Annotated in this window: 13 protein-coding genes; 8 read left to right on the forward strand and 5 right to left on the reverse strand. The window is 36.2% G+C overall.

Annotated features, from left to right (window positions below):
• Nucleotides 1–15 precede the first annotated feature (15 nt).
• Nucleotides 16–2,172 carry a glycosyltransferase family 39 protein gene (locus F6K06_RS10095; protein WP_287240832.1) on the forward strand — a complete coding sequence of 719 codons (2,157 nt, stop codon included), beginning with the start codon at nt 16–18 and terminating at the stop codon, nt 2,170–2,172.
• Nucleotides 2,173–2,239: 67 nt separating this feature from the next.
• On the opposite strand, the gene F6K06_RS10100 is transcribed toward F6K06_RS10095, so the two are convergent.
• The 4 genes from F6K06_RS10100 to F6K06_RS10115 form a co-directional block, all read right to left on the reverse strand.
• Complete coding sequence (locus F6K06_RS10100) at nt 2,240–2,497, reverse strand: hypothetical protein (protein WP_287323228.1); 258 nt, start codon at nt 2,495–2,497, stop codon at nt 2,240–2,242.
• 395 nt (nt 2,498–2,892) lie between these two features.
• A complete protein-coding gene (locus F6K06_RS10105; protein WP_124145213.1) occupies nt 2,893–3,504 on the reverse strand; it encodes a DUF3318 domain-containing protein in 612 nt (203 codons plus the stop codon).
• 336 nt (nt 3,505–3,840) lie between these two features.
• Nucleotides 3,841–4,425 carry a hypothetical protein gene (locus tag F6K06_RS10110; protein ID WP_287273838.1) on the reverse strand — a complete coding sequence of 195 codons (585 nt, stop codon included), beginning with the start codon at nt 4,423–4,425 and terminating at the stop codon, nt 3,841–3,843.
• Between the two features lie 914 nt (nt 4,426–5,339).
• Entirely contained in the window at nt 5,340–6,749 is a 1,410-nt protein-coding gene (locus F6K06_RS10115; protein WP_124145215.1) for a NupC/NupG family nucleoside CNT transporter, read from the reverse strand.
• Nucleotides 6,750–7,422: 673 nt separating this feature from the next.
• Between F6K06_RS10115 and F6K06_RS10120 the strand changes: the two genes are divergently transcribed.
• The 4 genes from F6K06_RS10120 to F6K06_RS10135 all read left to right on the forward strand — a co-directional run bounded on the left by F6K06_RS10120 (nt 7,423) and on the right by F6K06_RS10135 (nt 13,176).
• Nucleotides 7,423–7,707: a hypothetical protein gene (locus F6K06_RS10120; protein WP_124145216.1), complete on the forward strand. Its 285-nt coding sequence runs from the start codon at nt 7,423–7,425 to the stop codon at nt 7,705–7,707.
• Between the two features lie 540 nt (nt 7,708–8,247).
• The gene (locus tag F6K06_RS10125; protein ID WP_124145217.1) at nt 8,248–8,463 is read left to right on the forward strand and encodes a hypothetical protein; all 216 of its coding nucleotides are present in this window, start codon (nt 8,248–8,250) and stop codon (nt 8,461–8,463) included.
• Between the two features lie 45 nt (nt 8,464–8,508).
• Nucleotides 8,509–9,720, forward strand: coding sequence for a lipopolysaccharide assembly protein LapB (locus F6K06_RS10130; RefSeq protein WP_124145218.1), 1,212 nt, complete (start codon nt 8,509–8,511; stop codon nt 9,718–9,720).
• Between the two features lie 33 nt (nt 9,721–9,753).
• A complete protein-coding gene (locus F6K06_RS10135; protein ID WP_287240827.1) occupies nt 9,754–13,176 on the forward strand; it encodes a CHAT domain-containing protein in 3,423 nt (1,140 codons plus the stop codon).
• A gap of 117 nt (nt 13,177–13,293) precedes the next feature.
• Here the strand turns inward: F6K06_RS10135 and larC are convergent, their stop codons facing one another.
• Nucleotides 13,294–14,619 carry a nickel pincer cofactor biosynthesis protein LarC gene (larC, locus tag F6K06_RS10140; RefSeq protein WP_287240825.1) on the reverse strand — a complete coding sequence of 442 codons (1,326 nt, stop codon included), beginning with the start codon at nt 14,617–14,619 and terminating at the stop codon, nt 13,294–13,296.
• A gap of 472 nt (nt 14,620–15,091) precedes the next feature.
• Here larC and F6K06_RS10145 point away from each other — a divergent pair, with 472 nt between their 5' ends.
• The 3 genes from F6K06_RS10145 (at nt 15,092) to F6K06_RS10155 (ending at nt 17,806) form a co-directional block, all read left to right on the forward strand.
• Nucleotides 15,092–15,754 (forward strand): L-threonylcarbamoyladenylate synthase, encoded by a 663-nt coding sequence (locus F6K06_RS10145; protein ID WP_124145221.1) that lies wholly within the window; start codon nt 15,092–15,094, stop codon nt 15,752–15,754.
• Between the two features lie 234 nt (nt 15,755–15,988).
• A complete protein-coding gene (locus F6K06_RS10150) occupies nt 15,989–16,123 on the forward strand; it encodes a hypothetical protein (RefSeq protein WP_287287936.1) in 135 nt (44 codons plus the stop codon).
• A gap of 441 nt (nt 16,124–16,564) precedes the next feature.
• Nucleotides 16,565–17,806, forward strand: a complete 1,242-nt coding sequence (locus F6K06_RS10155) for a HetZ-related protein (protein ID WP_124154348.1) — start codon at nt 16,565–16,567, stop codon at nt 17,804–17,806.
• The last annotated feature ends 154 nt before the right edge of the window (nt 17,807–17,960 follow it).

The following is a 17,960-nucleotide window of genomic DNA, read 5'->3' on the forward strand; positions in this document are numbered from 1 at the left end:
AGGTTAAAAGTAAGAGTGAGAAAGTTTAATCGAGATATTAATCAGAAAATAGTCAACTTTTGGCGCAGAAGTTTACATAGTCAATGGTTACTTTTGCTAGTTTGGATAGCGATCGCTACTTGTTTACGTCTGACTAATTTAGATGGTAAACCACCTTGGACGGATGAATTTTCTACTTTGGTTTTTAGTTTGGGTAATAGTTTCCAGGATGTACCGCTAGATCGAGCGATCGCTCCTGATATTTTACTCCAACCCCTGCAACTTCATCCCAACGCCGAAATTAAGGATGTTGTCGATCACCTATTAACTCATAGTAACCACCCACCTGTCTATTTTATCTTGACTCATTGGTGGATGCAGTTTTTTTCTAAAGAAGGGGAGTTAGTTTCTCTATGGGGTGCGCGGTCTTTGAGTGTTATATTTGGTGTTGCTTCTATTCCTGCTATTTATGGTTTGGCTAAGTTGGCTTTTGATTCTCGGTTAGTGGGACAACTTGCTGCTGCAATAATGGCTGTTTCTCCTTATGGTATTTATCTTGCCCAAGAGGCACGTCATTATACTTTAGCTATTTTATTTGTTATTGCTTCTTTTAGTTGTTTAATTATTAGTATTCGCCATTTTCAGCAAGGTCAATCTTTGCCAATTTTTACGGCATTTATTTGGGTAGTAGTTAATAGTTTAGGTATTGCCATCCACTATTTTTTTATTTTGACTCTCTGTGCCGAAGCAATGGTATTAATTTCTCTATTTTTTGTTGAAGAAGGAAGAAGGAAGAAGGAAGAGGGAAGAGGGAAGAAGCAACAAGGAAGAAGGAAAAAGTTGATGGAGGCTCAAACTTTTACCAAAGAAGGAAGAGGGAATAGGGAAGAAGGAGAAAGGAAGAAATTGATGGATACTCAAACTTTTACCAAAGAAGGAAGAGGGAATAAGGAAGAAGGAGGAAGGAAAAAGTTGATGAGGACTCAAACTTTTACCAAAGAAGGAAGAGGGAATAGGGAAGAAGTAAGAAGGAAAAATTTGATGGGGACTCAAACTTCTACCAATTTTCAACACCCTGTAGACGGCGAGGTATTAAACTCAAAAGAAAAAGATAAATTTTCTAGTTTCAAAGTCAAAAAATCAAGTAAATTTTCTCTCCATACTCTCATCAAATCACTTGCTAGTTTCTACATAGTAATTTTGGGAACTTTAGCAGGTGGTTTAGTTTGGCTGCCTTTTTGGAAAAATGGTTATAGCAGTGAATTAACAAAATGGATTTCGATTAGCGATAGTAACTTAAAAAGTTTGCTCAGTCCGATTTTTCAATACCTGGCTACAGGGATTACTATGTTATTTTTATTGCCGATAGAATCTCCGATTTTTCCTATAGCCATTATTTCTGTCGCGGTGATGATTTTATTTTTCATCTGGCTATTTCCTCTATTTATTAGTGGCACTATTAATTGCTTAAAAAATTCTGATATTAGTATTTATTTCATTACTTTTGCCGGAGTAATATTAGCTAGTAAATTATTATTTTTTGGTTTTACTTATATTTTTGGTATTGACCTAACTAGAGGTGCCCGTTACAGTTTTGTTTATTTTCCAGCAGTAATTATTTTTGTAGCAGCAATTCTCGCGCAAATTTTTGAACGGCAGTTTGTTAAAAGTAAGTTTTTGAATGTCTTAATTTGCACAAATACTGGCAAAAAAGCGGTAATTTTAATTTGGTTAATGGCTTTATTAAGTGGCTTAACTGTTGTTTCAAATTTAGGCTATCAAAAATATTACCGACCAGATTTATTGGTCTCTCTGATAGAAAAAAAATCTGACAAGCCGATAGTTATTGCTACTATTCATAACACTCATGTTGAAACTGGGGAATTGATGGGAATAGCTTGGAATATGAGAAAAATTTTTCAGCAAAAATGTAGAAAAGAGAGTATTTGTCAAGAAAAACATTTAGAGGGTGTAAAATTTATTTTAGTAGAGCAAAAAACCGATAGAGAAAATACTGTCAATTCACTTCAGGAAATTATCAATAGACTGGAATATCCTTTTGATTTATGGTTAGTAAATTTTGCGAGTAATTTTAATATTGCAGTAGAAAACTGTCAGGTTGATAAAGGTGGATTTCTATTAATAGATGGTTATAAATATCAGCTTTATCATTGCCATTTTTCGGGTGGATAAATATGGATTATTACTCTGCCAATCCACCACTAATTAATAAAGTAGATGGAGCAAAGTTACGCGCAAATTATTGCCTTATGTTGTTGTTATACCATTTTGAAAAAAGAATGTTACGAATAGTAAGAGGGATAAAAATAATTTTCAGGAGACATCCCTTTGACAAAAAAGATGATTTCCAACCTAAAAAGTGGTATTGAAGCCATTCCCATACGACTCCTGACTCCTGACTTCCCCTCCCAGGAGGGGAGGGGTTAGGGGTGGGTTGGGAGGGGGAGGGGCGAGGGGTGGGTTGACTCCTAAAAAATCCCCTAGTTATTTGTAGCAAACATTTATCAAAATGGTATTACCCACCAGAGGACAGAGCAGATTAGACAATCAGATGATTAACTTCAGAGCTTCAACAACGGCAAATTGCCACTGAAATTTCCTGCTCAAATGATAATAGATTTTAAACTATACATATATTAAGGAAAGAATTATCCAAAAATATCTACTTTCGGATTTCATCATTCCTGACTGTGCGACGCCGTCAATTCAATAGCGATCGCTTGTTTCCTGTTACCAATTGACAGCGATCGCCTGTTTGTGATTTTCCATTTTTAGTCAAAGCTGTTATCTTTAAAATAGCAACTTTTTCCTGACTATTCTATTGCACTATTTTAGATGAAACAATCCACTACTAATAGCGTTTATGTGTAAGTCTTAACTATGCAGAACTACCTATTCTTTTCTCACTTTTTCCGGAATTGCTACAGGAGATAAACCAGCGATCGCTCTTAAATTTTGACACCTAACTAACTCGGTAAAATTCAGATTATTACGCCCTTCAATTTTGGCTACATTTTCAATTCCTTGTAATAAATAATTTGCTGCTTCAGCTTTTTGATAACCTCGTCTGGTTGCCACTCTAATTGCCATTTCATCTGCTGCTAATTCTGTTTGTGTACTATGATTATTTTGCCAAATTTTGATTAAACCAATTGTACTTAAACCACCAGCAACTAATATTCCAACTACATCTGCTTCGCTTAATTGGGAAATTACTCCTATTAAACCAACTGCAAAAATACCTTGATTCAGATTAGGCTTAAACCATTGAATTTCACATAACCAATTGACAGTTCGTAACATGATTAAATCCCGTTGTCCTTTGGGTAAATTCATCCATAAGTCAAAATTCAAATAGATTACCCGGTCATTTTTCCAAGGTAAAGGAAAGGTTGTTTCAATAATGGTAGGTTGTTGATTTTTACCAACTATTTTTGTCATCATTCGCCCAGAAGCAGGCATGATATCTAATAAGCGGGTAGTTTCGGAAAGTTCTGGATTCATAATTTTTAAATTCGAGGAAGAGGGAAGAAGGAAGAAGGAAGAAGGAAAAATATTACATTGTCTGAGTTTTAAGCTGTTCATCTCTCCTAACCTTTCCTTTAATTGCTATAAGCATTATTTTTTTGATTGAAATTAAACTGCTTTGTAAGCATTTCCTGCGGAATACTGCGCAAACAGCTATTAGCAGTCAGCAACAAAACTCTGTTCTTAAGAATAATGTTTAAATTAACAACTGAATTTAAGGGCAAGGGAGCAAACTTTTGTAGTAAGACAATTAATAAAGCTTTTCCTAAACTAAAAGCAATAGCTGATAGCTGATAGCTGAAGGCTGAATGCTTAAACTGCTTTTAAACTCTTGGATAAAACTTGTAAAATTTGGGTTATTTTTTCTGTTTTTGCGTCTGTGGCACTAATTAACAATAAAAATACATTTCTATCAATCTGACGAGCTAAAATTATTCCACTTATCGGTTGTGTATTATTATTTATTGTTAAACTACCGCTCCAAGGTAAAGCAATTTCTCCTGGTTTAATTATTTGAAATTCTTGTGGTTTAAAATCTTCGCCTCTAGCAAATTCATTTATGGCAATTATCGCTAAAGTTTGATTATCTAATTGTTGTAAATTAACTTGAGGTTTGACTACTACAGTATAAGCTAAATTTCCTTCTGGGGATTCAAATACTGGTACGCCAGCAATAATTTTTTGTTGATAATCTTCTATAATTCCAATCTCAAATTTACTGTCTTTATATAAGCGAGAACTCAGAGTGATTAATGAATTAGTAACATCTTCAGCTTTGGCAGGTTTAAGTAAGGATATTTGATGCCAATTTCCGACAATATAATTGAAAATAAATAAAGTTAGAGCTGTGAATAATCCTATGCTAATTAAGCGCAATTTTTTCATATATATAGCCATCTTATTTCAGTTATCAGTTATCAGTTGTAAAAGTTTCAGAGTTTTTATATATCCTGATATTTTTGACAAATCATTTAGAATTACTATAGCAGGCAACAGGGAAAAGTGGCAAAAGCTTTTCTATGTTTCAGATTCATCATCAATCTATTTCTTAAGCAACTCTTTGCTTCCTATATATTAAACTTCCAAATTAATTTTTTTCTGTAAATTATCGTCACTATAGTCAGAATAATTTAGGTATACAGTATCTGAAAAAAAGTTGTATGGCAGAAGGAAAGAGAAAGGTTAATATAGCAATTTCCACCCTGATGAGATACAAAATTCATTTGTTTTAGGGAGTAGGGAATAGAAAATCAAAAAATCACTGTACCTCAGTAACTTGAGAAATCCTATATTACATACAGCATATTTCGGACAAATGATGTACAAATTTGAATGGTAAAATTCTTGTAGTGCGGGCATCTTGCCCGCTAGATGTGTACCTCACGGGCAGCGGGAATTACTTTCAACAATTAATAATTAATAATTAACAATTACCTCTCCTTGAAAAGAAGAGGATTGACGCGGTAGGAAAAATTTTTTCTTTTCTCTTGGTCGATGGTCTGCCAGCTCCAAGACCCGTTCTTGCAGACCCGCTCCGCTAACGCCATCCCACCCTACGGGAAACTCCGAATATCTACCGCTTTTATCCTTTAAATGAGAGGCTTTAAACCTTAATTATTTGGTAAGTCAAGAGTACTAATAGACATCTCAAAAAATCCAAAATAAAATCAATTTTTATCTATAAAATCATCAATTATTTCTCCCTATTTCCTATTCCTTCTTTTCTGGAAATATCTAATGGCAATGGCTATAAATTATCAGTTAAATTCCTCAGAATATTTAACTACTAACCTACCACCTACCATCTACTATCAAAGACCTAAAATAGTAGGGTCGCCAAAATCAAATAATCCGGCGACACAACCTGTCATTAAAGTAGCAAGAGTACCAACCCATAGAGCTTTCCAACCAAGAGCAGAAAGTTCTGATCGCCTCGATGGTATGAGATTTGATATTCCACCGACAAAAATTCCATAGGATGCTATATGGGTAAAACCACAAAGAACATAACTAACTATTAGTAAGCCACGATCGCTAATTTCTCCGGTCGCTTTTAATTGTGCCAAAGTAAAATAAGGAGGGATACTTGTTTCAAATAATCTACGTCCAATTAATATTGAAACTTGCCAAAGTTCGTTCCATTCTAGAGATACTCCAGTGAGAAAAGTTAGAGGTAAAAATATCGCTCCTAAGATATTTTGTACAGTAATTATTTGAAATAAATTTCCTATAGGACTTGGTAGATTTGCTAAACCATTAAATATGGCATTAACTAATGCAAGTAATCCTAAAATTACAATAATTACTGCCACAATTCCTACTGCCATTTTTACTCCATCTATCCCTCCATTCATTAAACTATCCATTGGGTTTGGTAATTGGTCATTTTCTTTTTTTTTCTCAGATGGAATATGACCTAAAGTTTTCGGTTTCTCGGTTTCTGGTATCAACAGTTTCGATAGTACAAAACAAGCAGGAATAGTCATTATTGATGCTGATACTAAATGCCCAGTAATACCAGGAAAGGTTGGTCTGAGAATAACTGCATATATGCCTAATATTGAAGAGGCGATCGAACCGAAACAACAAGATAAAATAGTACAAAGTTCGCTGCGGGTCATATCCTTTAGATATGGTTTGACGGCAATTGCTGATTCTATTCCTACGAATATATTCGCAGCCCCAGATAAAGATTCTGCTCCACTAATGTTCATTGTTTTTTGGAAAATTTTAGCAAACAATTGAACAATGGGCTGAATAATATTTAGTCGATATAATAGACTAATTAACCCAGAAAAAAAGATGATTTGTGGGAGAGAACGAAAAGCAAAAATAAAGCCTAAATTCAGATTATCCGAGGTGAGGCGATCGCCTGGAATTTCTACATAAGGAGTACCTACGGTTCTAACTATCCATCTAGCTGCTGGGCCTGGTCCCACAATACGATTAGGGTCTGGGACAATTGCTGAATTAGAGCCGCCAAATAAAAATCTGGCCCCTGCTTCTGAAGCATCTAGTACTGTATTTAAGAGATTATTGATTTGTGCAATGAGGTCGCGGGTTGGCAATACAAATATGAGTAAACCAATAAATAGTTGTAACCCTATTCCCCAAAATATAACTTTCCAAGGAATAATTAGGCGATTTTCTGAACCTAACCATGCGATAAAACACAGAATTACAATTCCAATTAAAGATATAAAGTTTAATAACAGATTCATTTGATTAGGGTTGAATAAAGAAACAAGAAGGAAGAAGGAAGAGGTAAGAAGGAAGAAGTAAGAAGGAAGTAGATAGGGAATCAAAACCCAACCAATTTTAGAGGATATCTGAAAAGTTTTTTGATACTGAATTTTGCCCCCCTATCCCCCCAACTTTGGGGGGGAACAAGAGTCAATTTGCTTGCTCTAGTCCCCCAAAATTGGGGGATGCGCGGGGGCTTGGATTTTGACTACAAAAAAATCTCTTAATTACAGAAGATTCTACTTTAGTAAGGTACACCTATGGTGGGCAAGATGCCTGAAATAGAAACATTTAATTGTTAATCTATGTACTTCTTATGGGATAAATCTACTGTATTTTTCTCTATTCCTTCTAACGCTTAATTTAATTTCAAAGCTATATCCTAAATAAGTTGTTCTTTTCAGTTTAACTAACTCTCGGCTAACAACTTTTAGTTATTAGCTTGGGCTGAAATACTCGGCTGATACGCCAGATAATTTAAGAGGGGTTAAAATATCCTTAGAAATTGTTTTTCTTTCGGTTTGACTATAAATCTAAGCAGTAATGCTGAGTATTGAATTGCCGTTTGCGGAGCATTCCGTCAGGAAATGCTTTTTAACTTTCAGTTACAATATTGACATAAGAAAACTTATATGGTATATAGGATAAATTATGGAAGCATTTAGCCCAACTCCTCCCCAATGGACAGAATCTTCAATTCATGTTTTTCAGTTCTCCTGTCCTAAATGTGGGGCAGGTACAATAGACGCACAGGCAGTTTGGATTAATCGACGTTCCCCTGTCTATGGAGAAAATAGTCGTCGCAAATGGCAAGAATTTTATCATTGTAAGTGTGGTTGTAGTTGGTGGGCCTGGAGTAGCGATCGCCCACCTTCTAAGTATGCTCCTAGCGATCGAGATGAGGATGAATGTAATGATTTAGATCCTTTCAGTTAGAAACTTAGGGTATTCCTGCTTAACGAAGTCAGAAGTCAGTAGGGGTGGTTTCCTACGGAATGCTCCGCAAACGCGAACCACCCGTACAGAAGTTATTTTTGTAACGGGGATTTGAACTCCGCTCCAAAAATATTGCGTCTTAAAAGGCGGGGTTTTAGACCCATATTATTTTGATAATAATGGTATACAGGGAAATAGTATATAACAAACAGGAATACCTAGCACGGGAGCAAAATGCTCCCACTTTTCTTATAACAAACATTGCCGGACAATGCACGACCACCAGAGTCATTTTTCCTCTTTCTTTACTTCTTACTTTCTTATAGTCCAGAAGTCTAATAGACATATGCATGAAAATTCAAAATAAAATCAATTCTTATCCTCAAATTACAGAGATTAACAATTAAATGAATGCAAGTGCGGGGATCTTGCCCGCGACGGGTGTACCTCATTAAAGTGGAATTTGCTGTATCAATTATTTATCCCTGTTCCCTCTTTTCTAGAGATGTTTAATGAATGCCGTCTGGAGGTGATAAGTAAATGTTTTTAAATAAAATAAATATCTTACTAAGATTTCAGCAAAACCTAATTTTATTTGCCTACTTTTTAATTTTTTCAAAATCTGTAATAGCAGAACCTAGTAAAAACAATGTTCTTCCGATAAATAAACAACAATTTGTTAATCAAGCTGAAAATTTTGCCCAACAAAGAACAATTCCTTCTCAGCAGATACAAGCTATTAGAAAATGGGAATAAGTACTATTAAAATGGCAAAAATTAGGAGATAAATCTCAAGAGGCATTGACCTTAATTAAACTCGGTGAAATTTACAAAGATATTGGCGCAACAAAGCTGGCATTAGAACACTACAATAAAGTATTAAATTTATATCGAGAATTTGATAAACGCCTCCAGGAAGCATTTATTCTTAGTCAAATTGGTAGTATTTATATTATTGAGTTAGAACGACTGGAAAAAGAAAGAAATTTTCAATCATTTCATGGTTTATTTGTCAATTCTGGTCAGTCTCAATTATTGTTAGAAAAAATTCATAGCACTCCAGAAAATGCTTTAGAACTTTATCAGAAATCTCTCGCAATTTACCAGGAAATTAATAACTTATCTGAAGAAGCGAGGATTCTGAATAGAATGGCTCAGAGTCGATATTTATATGATGGTAATGAAGGCAAACAGAAATTACTCCAAAAATCTTTAGCAATTTATCAAGAAATTGGTGATAAACAAGGGGAAGCTTTTGTTTTGGGTCTTCTGAGTGAATTGAATCTGATTGAGTATAAAAATGATGGAGCAGGATGGGATTTATTTAATCGAGCTATGGCAATTTATCGGGAAATTACACCTCAAAATAGCGATAATTTTACGGTAGTTCAAGCCCAAGCAAATCTATTAACAATTGCTGTGGATTATTGGTGGTCAGATAATCAACAAAAAGCTTTGGAATTATACGAACAGTCATTAAAAATTTATCAAGCAATTGAGGATAAAAAAGGCAAAGCACTGGTGATAAAAAAGATGGGCGATCGCTATGGTTGGTTAGAGGATAAAGAAAAGCAATTAGAGTTTTACACAGAAGCATTGGGTATTTATCAAGAAATTGGCGATGGTATTCAAATAGCTAATATTCTGGATAGTTTAGGAAGAGTTTACTCTGATTCGGGAAATTTAGAAAAAGCATTAGAATTCTACAATAAAGAATTAGAAATACTTCAGGAAAGTAGTCAATTTTATAGTCAGATCGGAGATTCAGAAACTGCCTTAATTTTTGAATATCGTCAGCCGATTATTTGGTTTGCTATGGGAAATATTTACTCTAAATTACAAGATAAAAAAAATGAAGTAGAGGCTTATAAGCAAGCAAGAAAGATTTATCAAAAATTGCCAGATAATCAAGGAGAGACAGATTTTCTGATTAAAATTGCTGAATACTATGGAAATCAAGAAAACCTGGAAAAAATGGTAGAATTTTTAACGCAAGCTGTGAAAGTTTACTAGGAAACGGGCGATTTTAAAGCTGAAGCTAATCTCTTGCGTGACAAAATTGCCGGGATTTATTTCTATCGATTGAAATATTCAGAAACAGGATTTGAAGTTCTGAATAAATCTTTGAAAATTTACCGAAAAATTGGCGAACCTGAAGAAGTGGCAAAGACTCTCAGTAGGATTGGCTATTTCTATCTATATACTGCTAAAAATGAATTAAAAAATCCATTGGAAAGTCAACGCAAAGCACTAGATTTTTATAGTCAAGCTATTTTATTTTATCGAGAAATTAATGATTTTAGTGAGGAAGCATATAGTCTCAGAACTATTGGAAAAATCTACTATGACTTAGGTAATAAAGAGAAAGCTTTAGAAGCATTTGAGCAAGCCGGAAAGGTTTTTCTAGAAAATGGTGAAGAGAAAAAAGCAGTAAATATTTTGATTAATATTGCTCGAGAAGACTATATTAAATTTGGAGATAAAGAAACTGCTTTGCAATTCTATTATCAAGCCATCCCAATTTCTCAAAAATTAGGAGATTACAAAAAGGAAGCATGGATTTGGCGAACTATTGGTCAGCTTTACTATGAATTAGAAAACCCAAACAAAGCATTAGAAACTTTTAATCAAGCCCAAAGTATTTATCAAAAAAATAATGACCGTTCAGGAGAAGCTTGGACAATTTATGAAATTGGTAAAAGTTACACTATATTAGGAGATTTCAAAAAAGCTTTAGATTCCTATCAGCAAGCTCTACCTATTTATGAGCAAGAAAATGATGCTCCTTTTCGAGACGAACGAAGCCTAGATATATTTATTAGAATGAGTCGAATCTATGCCTATTTAGGAGATTCAGACAAAGCTTTAGAATTATGCCAAAAATCCCTAAGTTATTCTCAAGAAATCCTTCAATCAAAAACAATTTCAAATACAGAAGTATTTAGGGAAATTGGTAAACTGTGCTATCAAATTAACAGTCCTAAAAATGCTTTAAATGCCTTCGATCAATATCGTATAATTTATCAAAAACTTGGGGCAGACCGAGAAATAACAGGTTTAATACGAATTGGTAAAGATTACACTGAATTAGGAGACTCAAAACAAGCATTATACTTTTTTGATCAAGCTAATAGAGTTTCTCAAAATAGTGGTTTTGATGAAGGAGTAATAAATACTTTAATTTGGATTTCTCGGATTTATTTTCAGGCTGGAAATTATCAAAATGCTTTAGATTCTTTCAATCGAGGTTTGCCAATTGCTCAGAAAATTGATAATCCTAGCAAACAAGCCTTAATATTAAGTGAAATTGGTGATAGTTACTCCGAATTAGGAGAGAAAGAAAAAACTTTAGAATTTTACAATCGAGCATTGATAATTTACAAAAAACTCGGAAATTATCATCAAAAAACCGATATTTTGAATAAAATTGGTAAACTTTACCAGCAATTCGGAGATTTAGAAAAATCCCTAAAATTTTATCAGCAAGCCTGGACAATTTCCCAAGAAAATTACCCTTTTAAATTAGTCTCTATCTCTATGAATATTGCTGCAATCTACTCTGAACTCGGAGAATTAGAAACAGCCTTAGACTTTTTAAAACAAGCCTTAAATTCTCATGGAAAAAATTATTCTTCTTTGCATACAGAGATAGGTAAAGTTTATTCTAATTTAGGAGAACTCGAAACAGCCTTGCAGTTCTTTAATAAATCCCTAGAATTACTTGATAAGAACTATCCCGAATCAAAAGCAGAAAACTTGTTTGGCATTGCTAAAGTTGAACAAAAACAAGGTAATCTCCAGACTGCTTTAACTCAAATAAAAACAGCAATTTCTTTAATAGAAGAAACACGAATTAGCAAAAATTCTCCCGAAGAACGTCTTACCTTTTTTACCTCCAAACAAGACTATTATGAATTTTACATCGACTTATTAATGGAACTGCATCAACAAAACCCCTCTCAAGGATATGATGCCCAAGCACTCAACATCAGCGAACATTCTAAAGCAAGAAGTCTCCTTGAACTCCTCACCGAAGCAAACACCGATATTCGCAAAGGTGTTGAACCAAAATTAGTCATTCAAGAACGAAATTTACAACAACAATTAGATACCATTGAGCGACGACGAGTAGAACTTTATAGTAGTGAAAAACAAACCCTAGAACAAAAAACAGCCATCGAACAAGAACGACAATATCTCCTCCGAAAATATCAAGAAGTCCAGGCAAAAATCCGCGAAAAAAGTCCGAGTTATGCAGCTATCACTCAACCTCAACCCCTCACTTTAAAACAGATTCAAGCACAAATTCTGGATAATGATACACTTCTGTTGCAATATGCTTTAGGTAAGAAGCGTAGCTTTCTTTGGGCGGTTACTAAAAATAGTATTACCAGTCATGAACTCCCTCCAAAAGCATTAATTGAAAACATAGTTAAAGAATTTCGTTTTACTATTACTGATAGACGAGTAGATCCATCTTTGTTATTAGAAATCTCTCAATCTCTCTATGAGATAATTTTAGCTCCTGTTGCTCCTCAACTGAAAGATCGACGCTTGGCGATCGTTAGTGATGGCATTTTACATTACATTCCCTTTGCTGCCATTTCCTTACCAACAACTTCATCAGAAGCAAATTATTTACCTTTAATAAGTAAGCACGAAATTGTCAATCTTCCTTCTGCATCAACCTTAAGTATTCTACGTCGAGATGCCCAACAACGAAAAACTGCACCCAAAACCATTGCGATAGTTGCCGATCCAATCTTTAGTCCTGATGATACCCGATTAAAAACTGCCGTATCAACTCAGAATGAAAATAGGGAACAATATAACCTCAATCGTGCCGCTCGACAAATGGATGTAGGAATTTGGCAACGACTCCCAGAAACCCGAACAGAAGCAGAAGCAATTCTCGCCCTTTTGCCAAACTCAGAGACTATCTCCTACTTTGATTTTGTGGCAAATCGTACCCAGGTAATCAATTCTCAACTGAATCAATACAAAATTATCCACTTTGCTACCCACGGACTACTTAATAGCATTAACCCTGAACTTTCTGGAATTGTGTTATCGATGCTAGATCCACAGGGAAACTTGCTGAATGGATTTTTACGTCTCCATGATGTTTTCAACCTGGATTTTTCCGCAGACTTAGTAGTGTTGAGTGCTTGTCAAACCGGATTAGGAAAACAAATACGGGGAGAAGGGTTAGTAGGATTAACCAGGGGATTTATGTATGCAGGTACACCTCGCGTACTTGTCAGTTTGTGGAATATCGACGATGCTGCTACTAGCGAAATAATGAGTAGATTCTATCGGTTGATGTTACAAGACAAATTATCACCAACAGAAGCATTAAGAAAAGCACAGTTGGAGATGGTTTCTGAGACTCGTTGGAAAGAACCTTATTATTGGGCAGCTTTTACTTTGCAGGGAGAGTGGAAAGAAAGTCAAGGGAATAGGGAATAGGGAACAGGGAACAGGGAATAGTTAATATTAACAAATAGTTCAAACAATCCAAAATACAAAATATAAATTATTCCCCCTGTTGCCTGTTACCTGCGCGCAGCACTTGCGGTGAAAATATCAGGAACGGGCAAGATGCCCATTCCACGCTTGTAATACCATTTTCTGTATTTTCATCAAAGGAATATTTTGCTGTCTAGCTAATGCGACACAATCTTCATATTCAGGTTGCACATTTACAATTTGATTCCCCATCTTTGCCACTTTTAACCGCACTGCTCCATAGTCTGTCTGCACCCGATCAATTGTTCGCTGCAAAATAGCCCGTTTTTGAGTAGAGCGACGAATACCCAGAGTTGTAGTCTCTCGAAATATTACCTCCTCACAAGCAGATAACTTTTCCGGTAGACAAATAACAGTAAGTAACACTCCTAACCTAGATTTTTTCATTGTCACAGGTTGAGTAAAAACATCTAATGCACCTACTGCAAATAGAGCATCAAAAGTATAAGCGATCGCTTGAGGAGTACAATCATCTATTTGAGTTTCCAACACCATTACAGTTTCTAGGTGTGGATGTGGGGAACTGGGAGAATGATATTCTGTAAGTTGAGAATGTTGAGTATTCACCTCCCCTGCTCCGATCCACAAACGTAAAATATTAGGAATAGCTAAATCGCGAGAACCCGCACCCAAACCCACACATTCTAGAGACATTGACGGTGGCGAGCAAAAACTACTGGCCAAAGTACAAGCGATCGCGCTACCTGTAGGAGTACACAATTCTTTTTCAATGCCATTACTATAAATCGGAACCTGATGCAACTCCCAAAGTTTTAGCACTGCTGGGACAGGTACAGGTAACCGACCATGAGCCGCCCGCACAGTACCCCCACCAGTGGGCAAAGGCGAACAATATAATTGGTCAATATTCAACCAATCTAATCCTAAACAAGTCCCCACAATATCAACAATAGCATCAGTTGCCCCTACTTCGTGAAAATGTACCTTCTCTGGGGCAATACCATGTACGGCACCTTCAGCTTCAGCCAATTTGTGAAATACAGCTAAACTCCAAGCTTCAGCACGTCGGGGCAATCCTGCTTTTTTGATTAATGCTTCAATTTCTGGCAAGTGACGGTTGTGAGAATGATTGTGTTTTTCCGTACTTTGGTCATTTTCTGAATGGTGAGAATGATGGTGGTGGTCAAAAGTTAGAGGTTCTCCATTTTCAGGATTTGCAGAAGTTAGATTGACATGAAATTTCGTAGCTAGTAAACCATTGCGATGAACTTTTTCAGTGCTTAACTGATATTCCTGGGAAATGCCGAGAAGATTGAGTTTTTCTATCAGATATTCTAGGGGAACACCCGCATGGACTAAAGCACCCAAACACATATCGCCCGCAATGCCAGTGGGACATTCAAGGTAAGCTATTTTTTTCATAAATTTTAGGTCTTAGGTGGTAGGTGATTCAATAATTAATAATTAATAATGATTGCTCTGATGATTAAATCTCAAAGTCTTTACAAATAAAGGTTTGAAGATTTTTAGGTATCAAAAAGTGCTAGCTTTTAGGTAGTTCCGGTTCAAAAATGAGCGTATTTTGGGCCATAGTTGGGGAGAAGCCAAATTTGTAGGGCGCATATTTACGGCTAAAATCTAGACTTTGAAAGGCTTTTAACAATCCGTCGCAGGGCATCATTGCATAAGTGTCAGTTTACTACATTTAATACTCCCCATCTCCCCATTACTAAAGATATATAGCAAACTTTTTGAGATTTAGTATTATTTCTTCCTTCCTCTAAAAAGCCTTCCTCCGCTACGCTAAAGGACGGGTCTTTAAACCCCATTTTTTGGTAAATTTTTCCAATCTAAAATCTAACATATGCTTTTTCTATAATCTAAAATAATAATTATGGCAATATTCTATGAACTTCATCCTGATACACCCCAACAAAGACGCGTAGAACAAATTATTAGCGATCTAAAAAATGGGGCAGTGATGCTTTATCCTACGGATACCGTTTACGCGATCGGTTGCGACCTCTATGCTAAATCTGCTGTGGAGCGAGTCAGACAAATTAAACAACTGTCTAATGATAAACCTCTGACATTCCTCTGTTCCTCTCTGTCCAATATCGCCAATTACGCTATTGTGAGTGACTCAGCCTACCGAATCATCAAACGTTTAATTCCTGGCCCTTACACATTTGTGTTGCCTGCCACAAAGTTAGTCCCACGGCTGGTGATGAGTCCTAAGCGAAAAACAACGGGTATTCGGGTTCCAGACAATCAATCTTGTTTGTCTTTGTTGGAGACTTTGGCCAATCCCATCATTTCAACATCAGCTCACATTACCAGTGATGCGGAAGGAATGGCCCCAGTAGATGTAGGAGCAGTTACTGGTAAAGCAGAATTATTTGATTGTCTAGAAAATTTAGTGGACATAATTGTTGATGACGGTTCTGATCCTGGATATCAAGTATCCACTATCCTGGAATTAACTGGCCAAGAGCCAAATCTGATTAGGCAAGGTCTTGGAGTTGAAACTGTAACAGCTCTGATTGGGGTTTGCTGAATAAAGTCTTTTTGCTGGGGTAGGAGACAGGAGACAGGAGACAGGAGACAGGAGAAATGGAGAATTTAGAGGAGGTAGGAGCGGGCGTTTTGTCCCTCAGTTTTTCTGTCCTTAGTTTGCCTTTTATGCTAACTTTTTGAGCATGAAGAGCGGAAACAAGGGCACTTTTTGGGACTCTAAAAAGGCTCAAGCCAATATCAGTCAATGCTTTTAGATTTAATCAGCAAGCCTTAATTGGTTAATATAGCAGGAGGCAGAAGGCAGGAGGCAGAAGGCAGAAGGCAGAAGGCAGGAGGAAAAATCTGGCGTTGTCTGAGTTTTCAGTTTTTGATATGTCCTCACCTTTCCTTCGACTACTATACAAGCTAAAACCTAAAACCTAAAACCTAAAACCTACAACCTAAAACCTAAAACCTAAAACCTACAACCTAAAACCTACAACCTAAGACCTACTACTGTGCCACTTGTGTTTTTGTTACACGGGTGGCACTGCCAATTTGAATATTGTCACAGTCTCTTTGAGTTGGATAATTTGGTAAGTAAAGTTCTGATTTTCAATCTATATCTAGCTTTCGTTGATTTTAGACCGAAATCCGGAAAATATACTTCTGATAGTGAATTAGAGAATTGGTTGTTAACAGAAAAACCACATCATAAAAGTGGAACCCTCCTCTGCAAATAGTTGGGTGAACTTTCCTATAGTCGTAACTGTAGAGGCAACAAAGGAATCACACAGATTTCAACCAACACCTAATCACTCTACATGATTACTTCGTACACCTACCGTGCATTATCCAAAGGTAAAATCAAATGACTGTTAACATTGCCCACACCCCCAACTCCCTGAACACAAACCCTGCTATTGCTCCAGAAGTTAACAACAGCAAAGTTGAAAATCACAATACAGCGAATACTGTACTAGAAATGAATACTGAAACTTTAGCTGCTGTAGTTTTGCAAGAATTGCAAGGTACTTTGAAAAGTAAGCCAGCAAAAGCTGAAACCATAATCACTCGCATCGCCCAAGAAGTAGAGCGGATTTGCCAAAAGAGTAATCGGATTCAAAATTCTGGTGAAGTTCAATCTTGGCAACTTAGTTTGGCTCGTCATCGCTTGCAAAAGTGCGTACAATACTACAAACTTGGTTCTAAACAAGGTCGGGTAGAATTACACTCTCTGCTAGCTTCTATGATTTATCGTCATATTGCTTCTTTTAGAGCACAATTGAGTTTCCAAGGTCGCTATAACTTGATTGAGGATTTTCTGCAAGGTTTTTATATTGAATCTTTAAGAGCTTTCCGCCGGGAACACAATCTGGAGGAAGACTATACTCCTAGAGTGAAATTAGAATTAGCAGAATATATGGCATTTACTGAACAGTACGCCAAGCGTCAAATTGGTTTGCCTGGCCGGAATCGTCAAAGATTGATTGTACTCCGCGCTCAAGGTTTTGCTAAGGGTCAACCTCCTGAAACTTCTCTTGATATTGAAATGGCAGTTGAGTCTCCCAAAGGTGAAGATGCAGAAGCTTTTAGTCGGTCTTCTGCTGTGCAACAAGTACGGGAGCAAATGGTTTCTGAAGCTGTTGACCCTGCTGAGGCTGTATTGCGCGATCGCGTGATTTCTGAATTAATCAATTACTTAGAAGTTCAAGGTCAAGACCAATGTATTGATTATCTGCGTCTAAAATTACAAGATTATCAAGCATCTGATATTGATAAGGAGCTAGGTTTAACTTCTCGTCAACGGGATTATTTACAACAACGTTTTAAGTATCATGTTGAAAAATTTGCTTGTTCTAAAAATTGGAAGTTAGTGCATCAATGGTTAGGTGCTGACATTGACCAAAAATTAGGTATGAATTCTGATAAATGGGAAGCTTTCCAAGCAACTCTTTCTCCTGAACAACAGCAAATTTTACAACTCAAGCGCAATGGTGAAGATGAACAAGCGATCGCGAAGACTATTAAATGTACTCCGAAACAGTTACAAAAACGTTGGGCAAAATTGTTGGATATGGCTTGGGTCTTTCGCAATAGCGACCAAAGTTAGTATGGTATTAAAAATGAAACAGATTCTTTTTACTCATCCATCAATTAAAGTTTGCGATATGGGTCATCCTGCTTCTGTCTAGGGTGGGCAATGCCCACCTTATGGAAGTCATACCGTTTCACGGAAGTTATAAGTCGAAAGTCAAAAGTCAAAA

This window comes from Okeania sp. SIO1H4 (assembly GCF_010672695.1).
In the GTDB taxonomy this organism is placed as follows: domain Bacteria; phylum Cyanobacteriota; class Cyanobacteriia; order Cyanobacteriales; family Microcoleaceae; genus Okeania; species Okeania hirsuta.

What these genes read in the sequence shown, in the direction of transcription:
- F6K06_RS10105 (WP_124145213.1), bottom strand. Translation starts at nt 3,504, where the DNA reads ATGAATCCAGAACTTTCCGAAACTACCCGCTTATTAGATATCATGCCT.
- F6K06_RS10110 (WP_287273838.1), bottom strand. Translation starts at nt 4,425, where the DNA reads ATGGCTATATATATGAAAAAATTGCGCTTAATTAGCATAGGATTATTC.
- F6K06_RS10115 (WP_124145215.1), bottom strand. Translation starts at nt 6,749, where the DNA reads ATGAATCTGTTATTAAACTTTATATCTTTAATTGGAATTGTAATTCTG.
- F6K06_RS10120 (WP_124145216.1), top strand. Translation starts at nt 7,423, where the DNA reads ATGGAAGCATTTAGCCCAACTCCTCCCCAATGGACAGAATCTTCAATT.
- F6K06_RS10125 (WP_124145217.1), top strand. Translation starts at nt 8,248, where the DNA reads ATGTTTTTAAATAAAATAAATATCTTACTAAGATTTCAGCAAAACCTA.
- larC (WP_287240825.1), bottom strand. Translation starts at nt 14,619, where the DNA reads ATGAAAAAAATAGCTTACCTTGAATGTCCCACTGGCATTGCGGGCGAT.
- F6K06_RS10145 (WP_124145221.1), top strand. Translation starts at nt 15,092, where the DNA reads ATGGCAATATTCTATGAACTTCATCCTGATACACCCCAACAAAGACGC.
- F6K06_RS10155 (WP_124154348.1), top strand. Translation starts at nt 16,565, where the DNA reads ATGACTGTTAACATTGCCCACACCCCCAACTCCCTGAACACAAACCCT.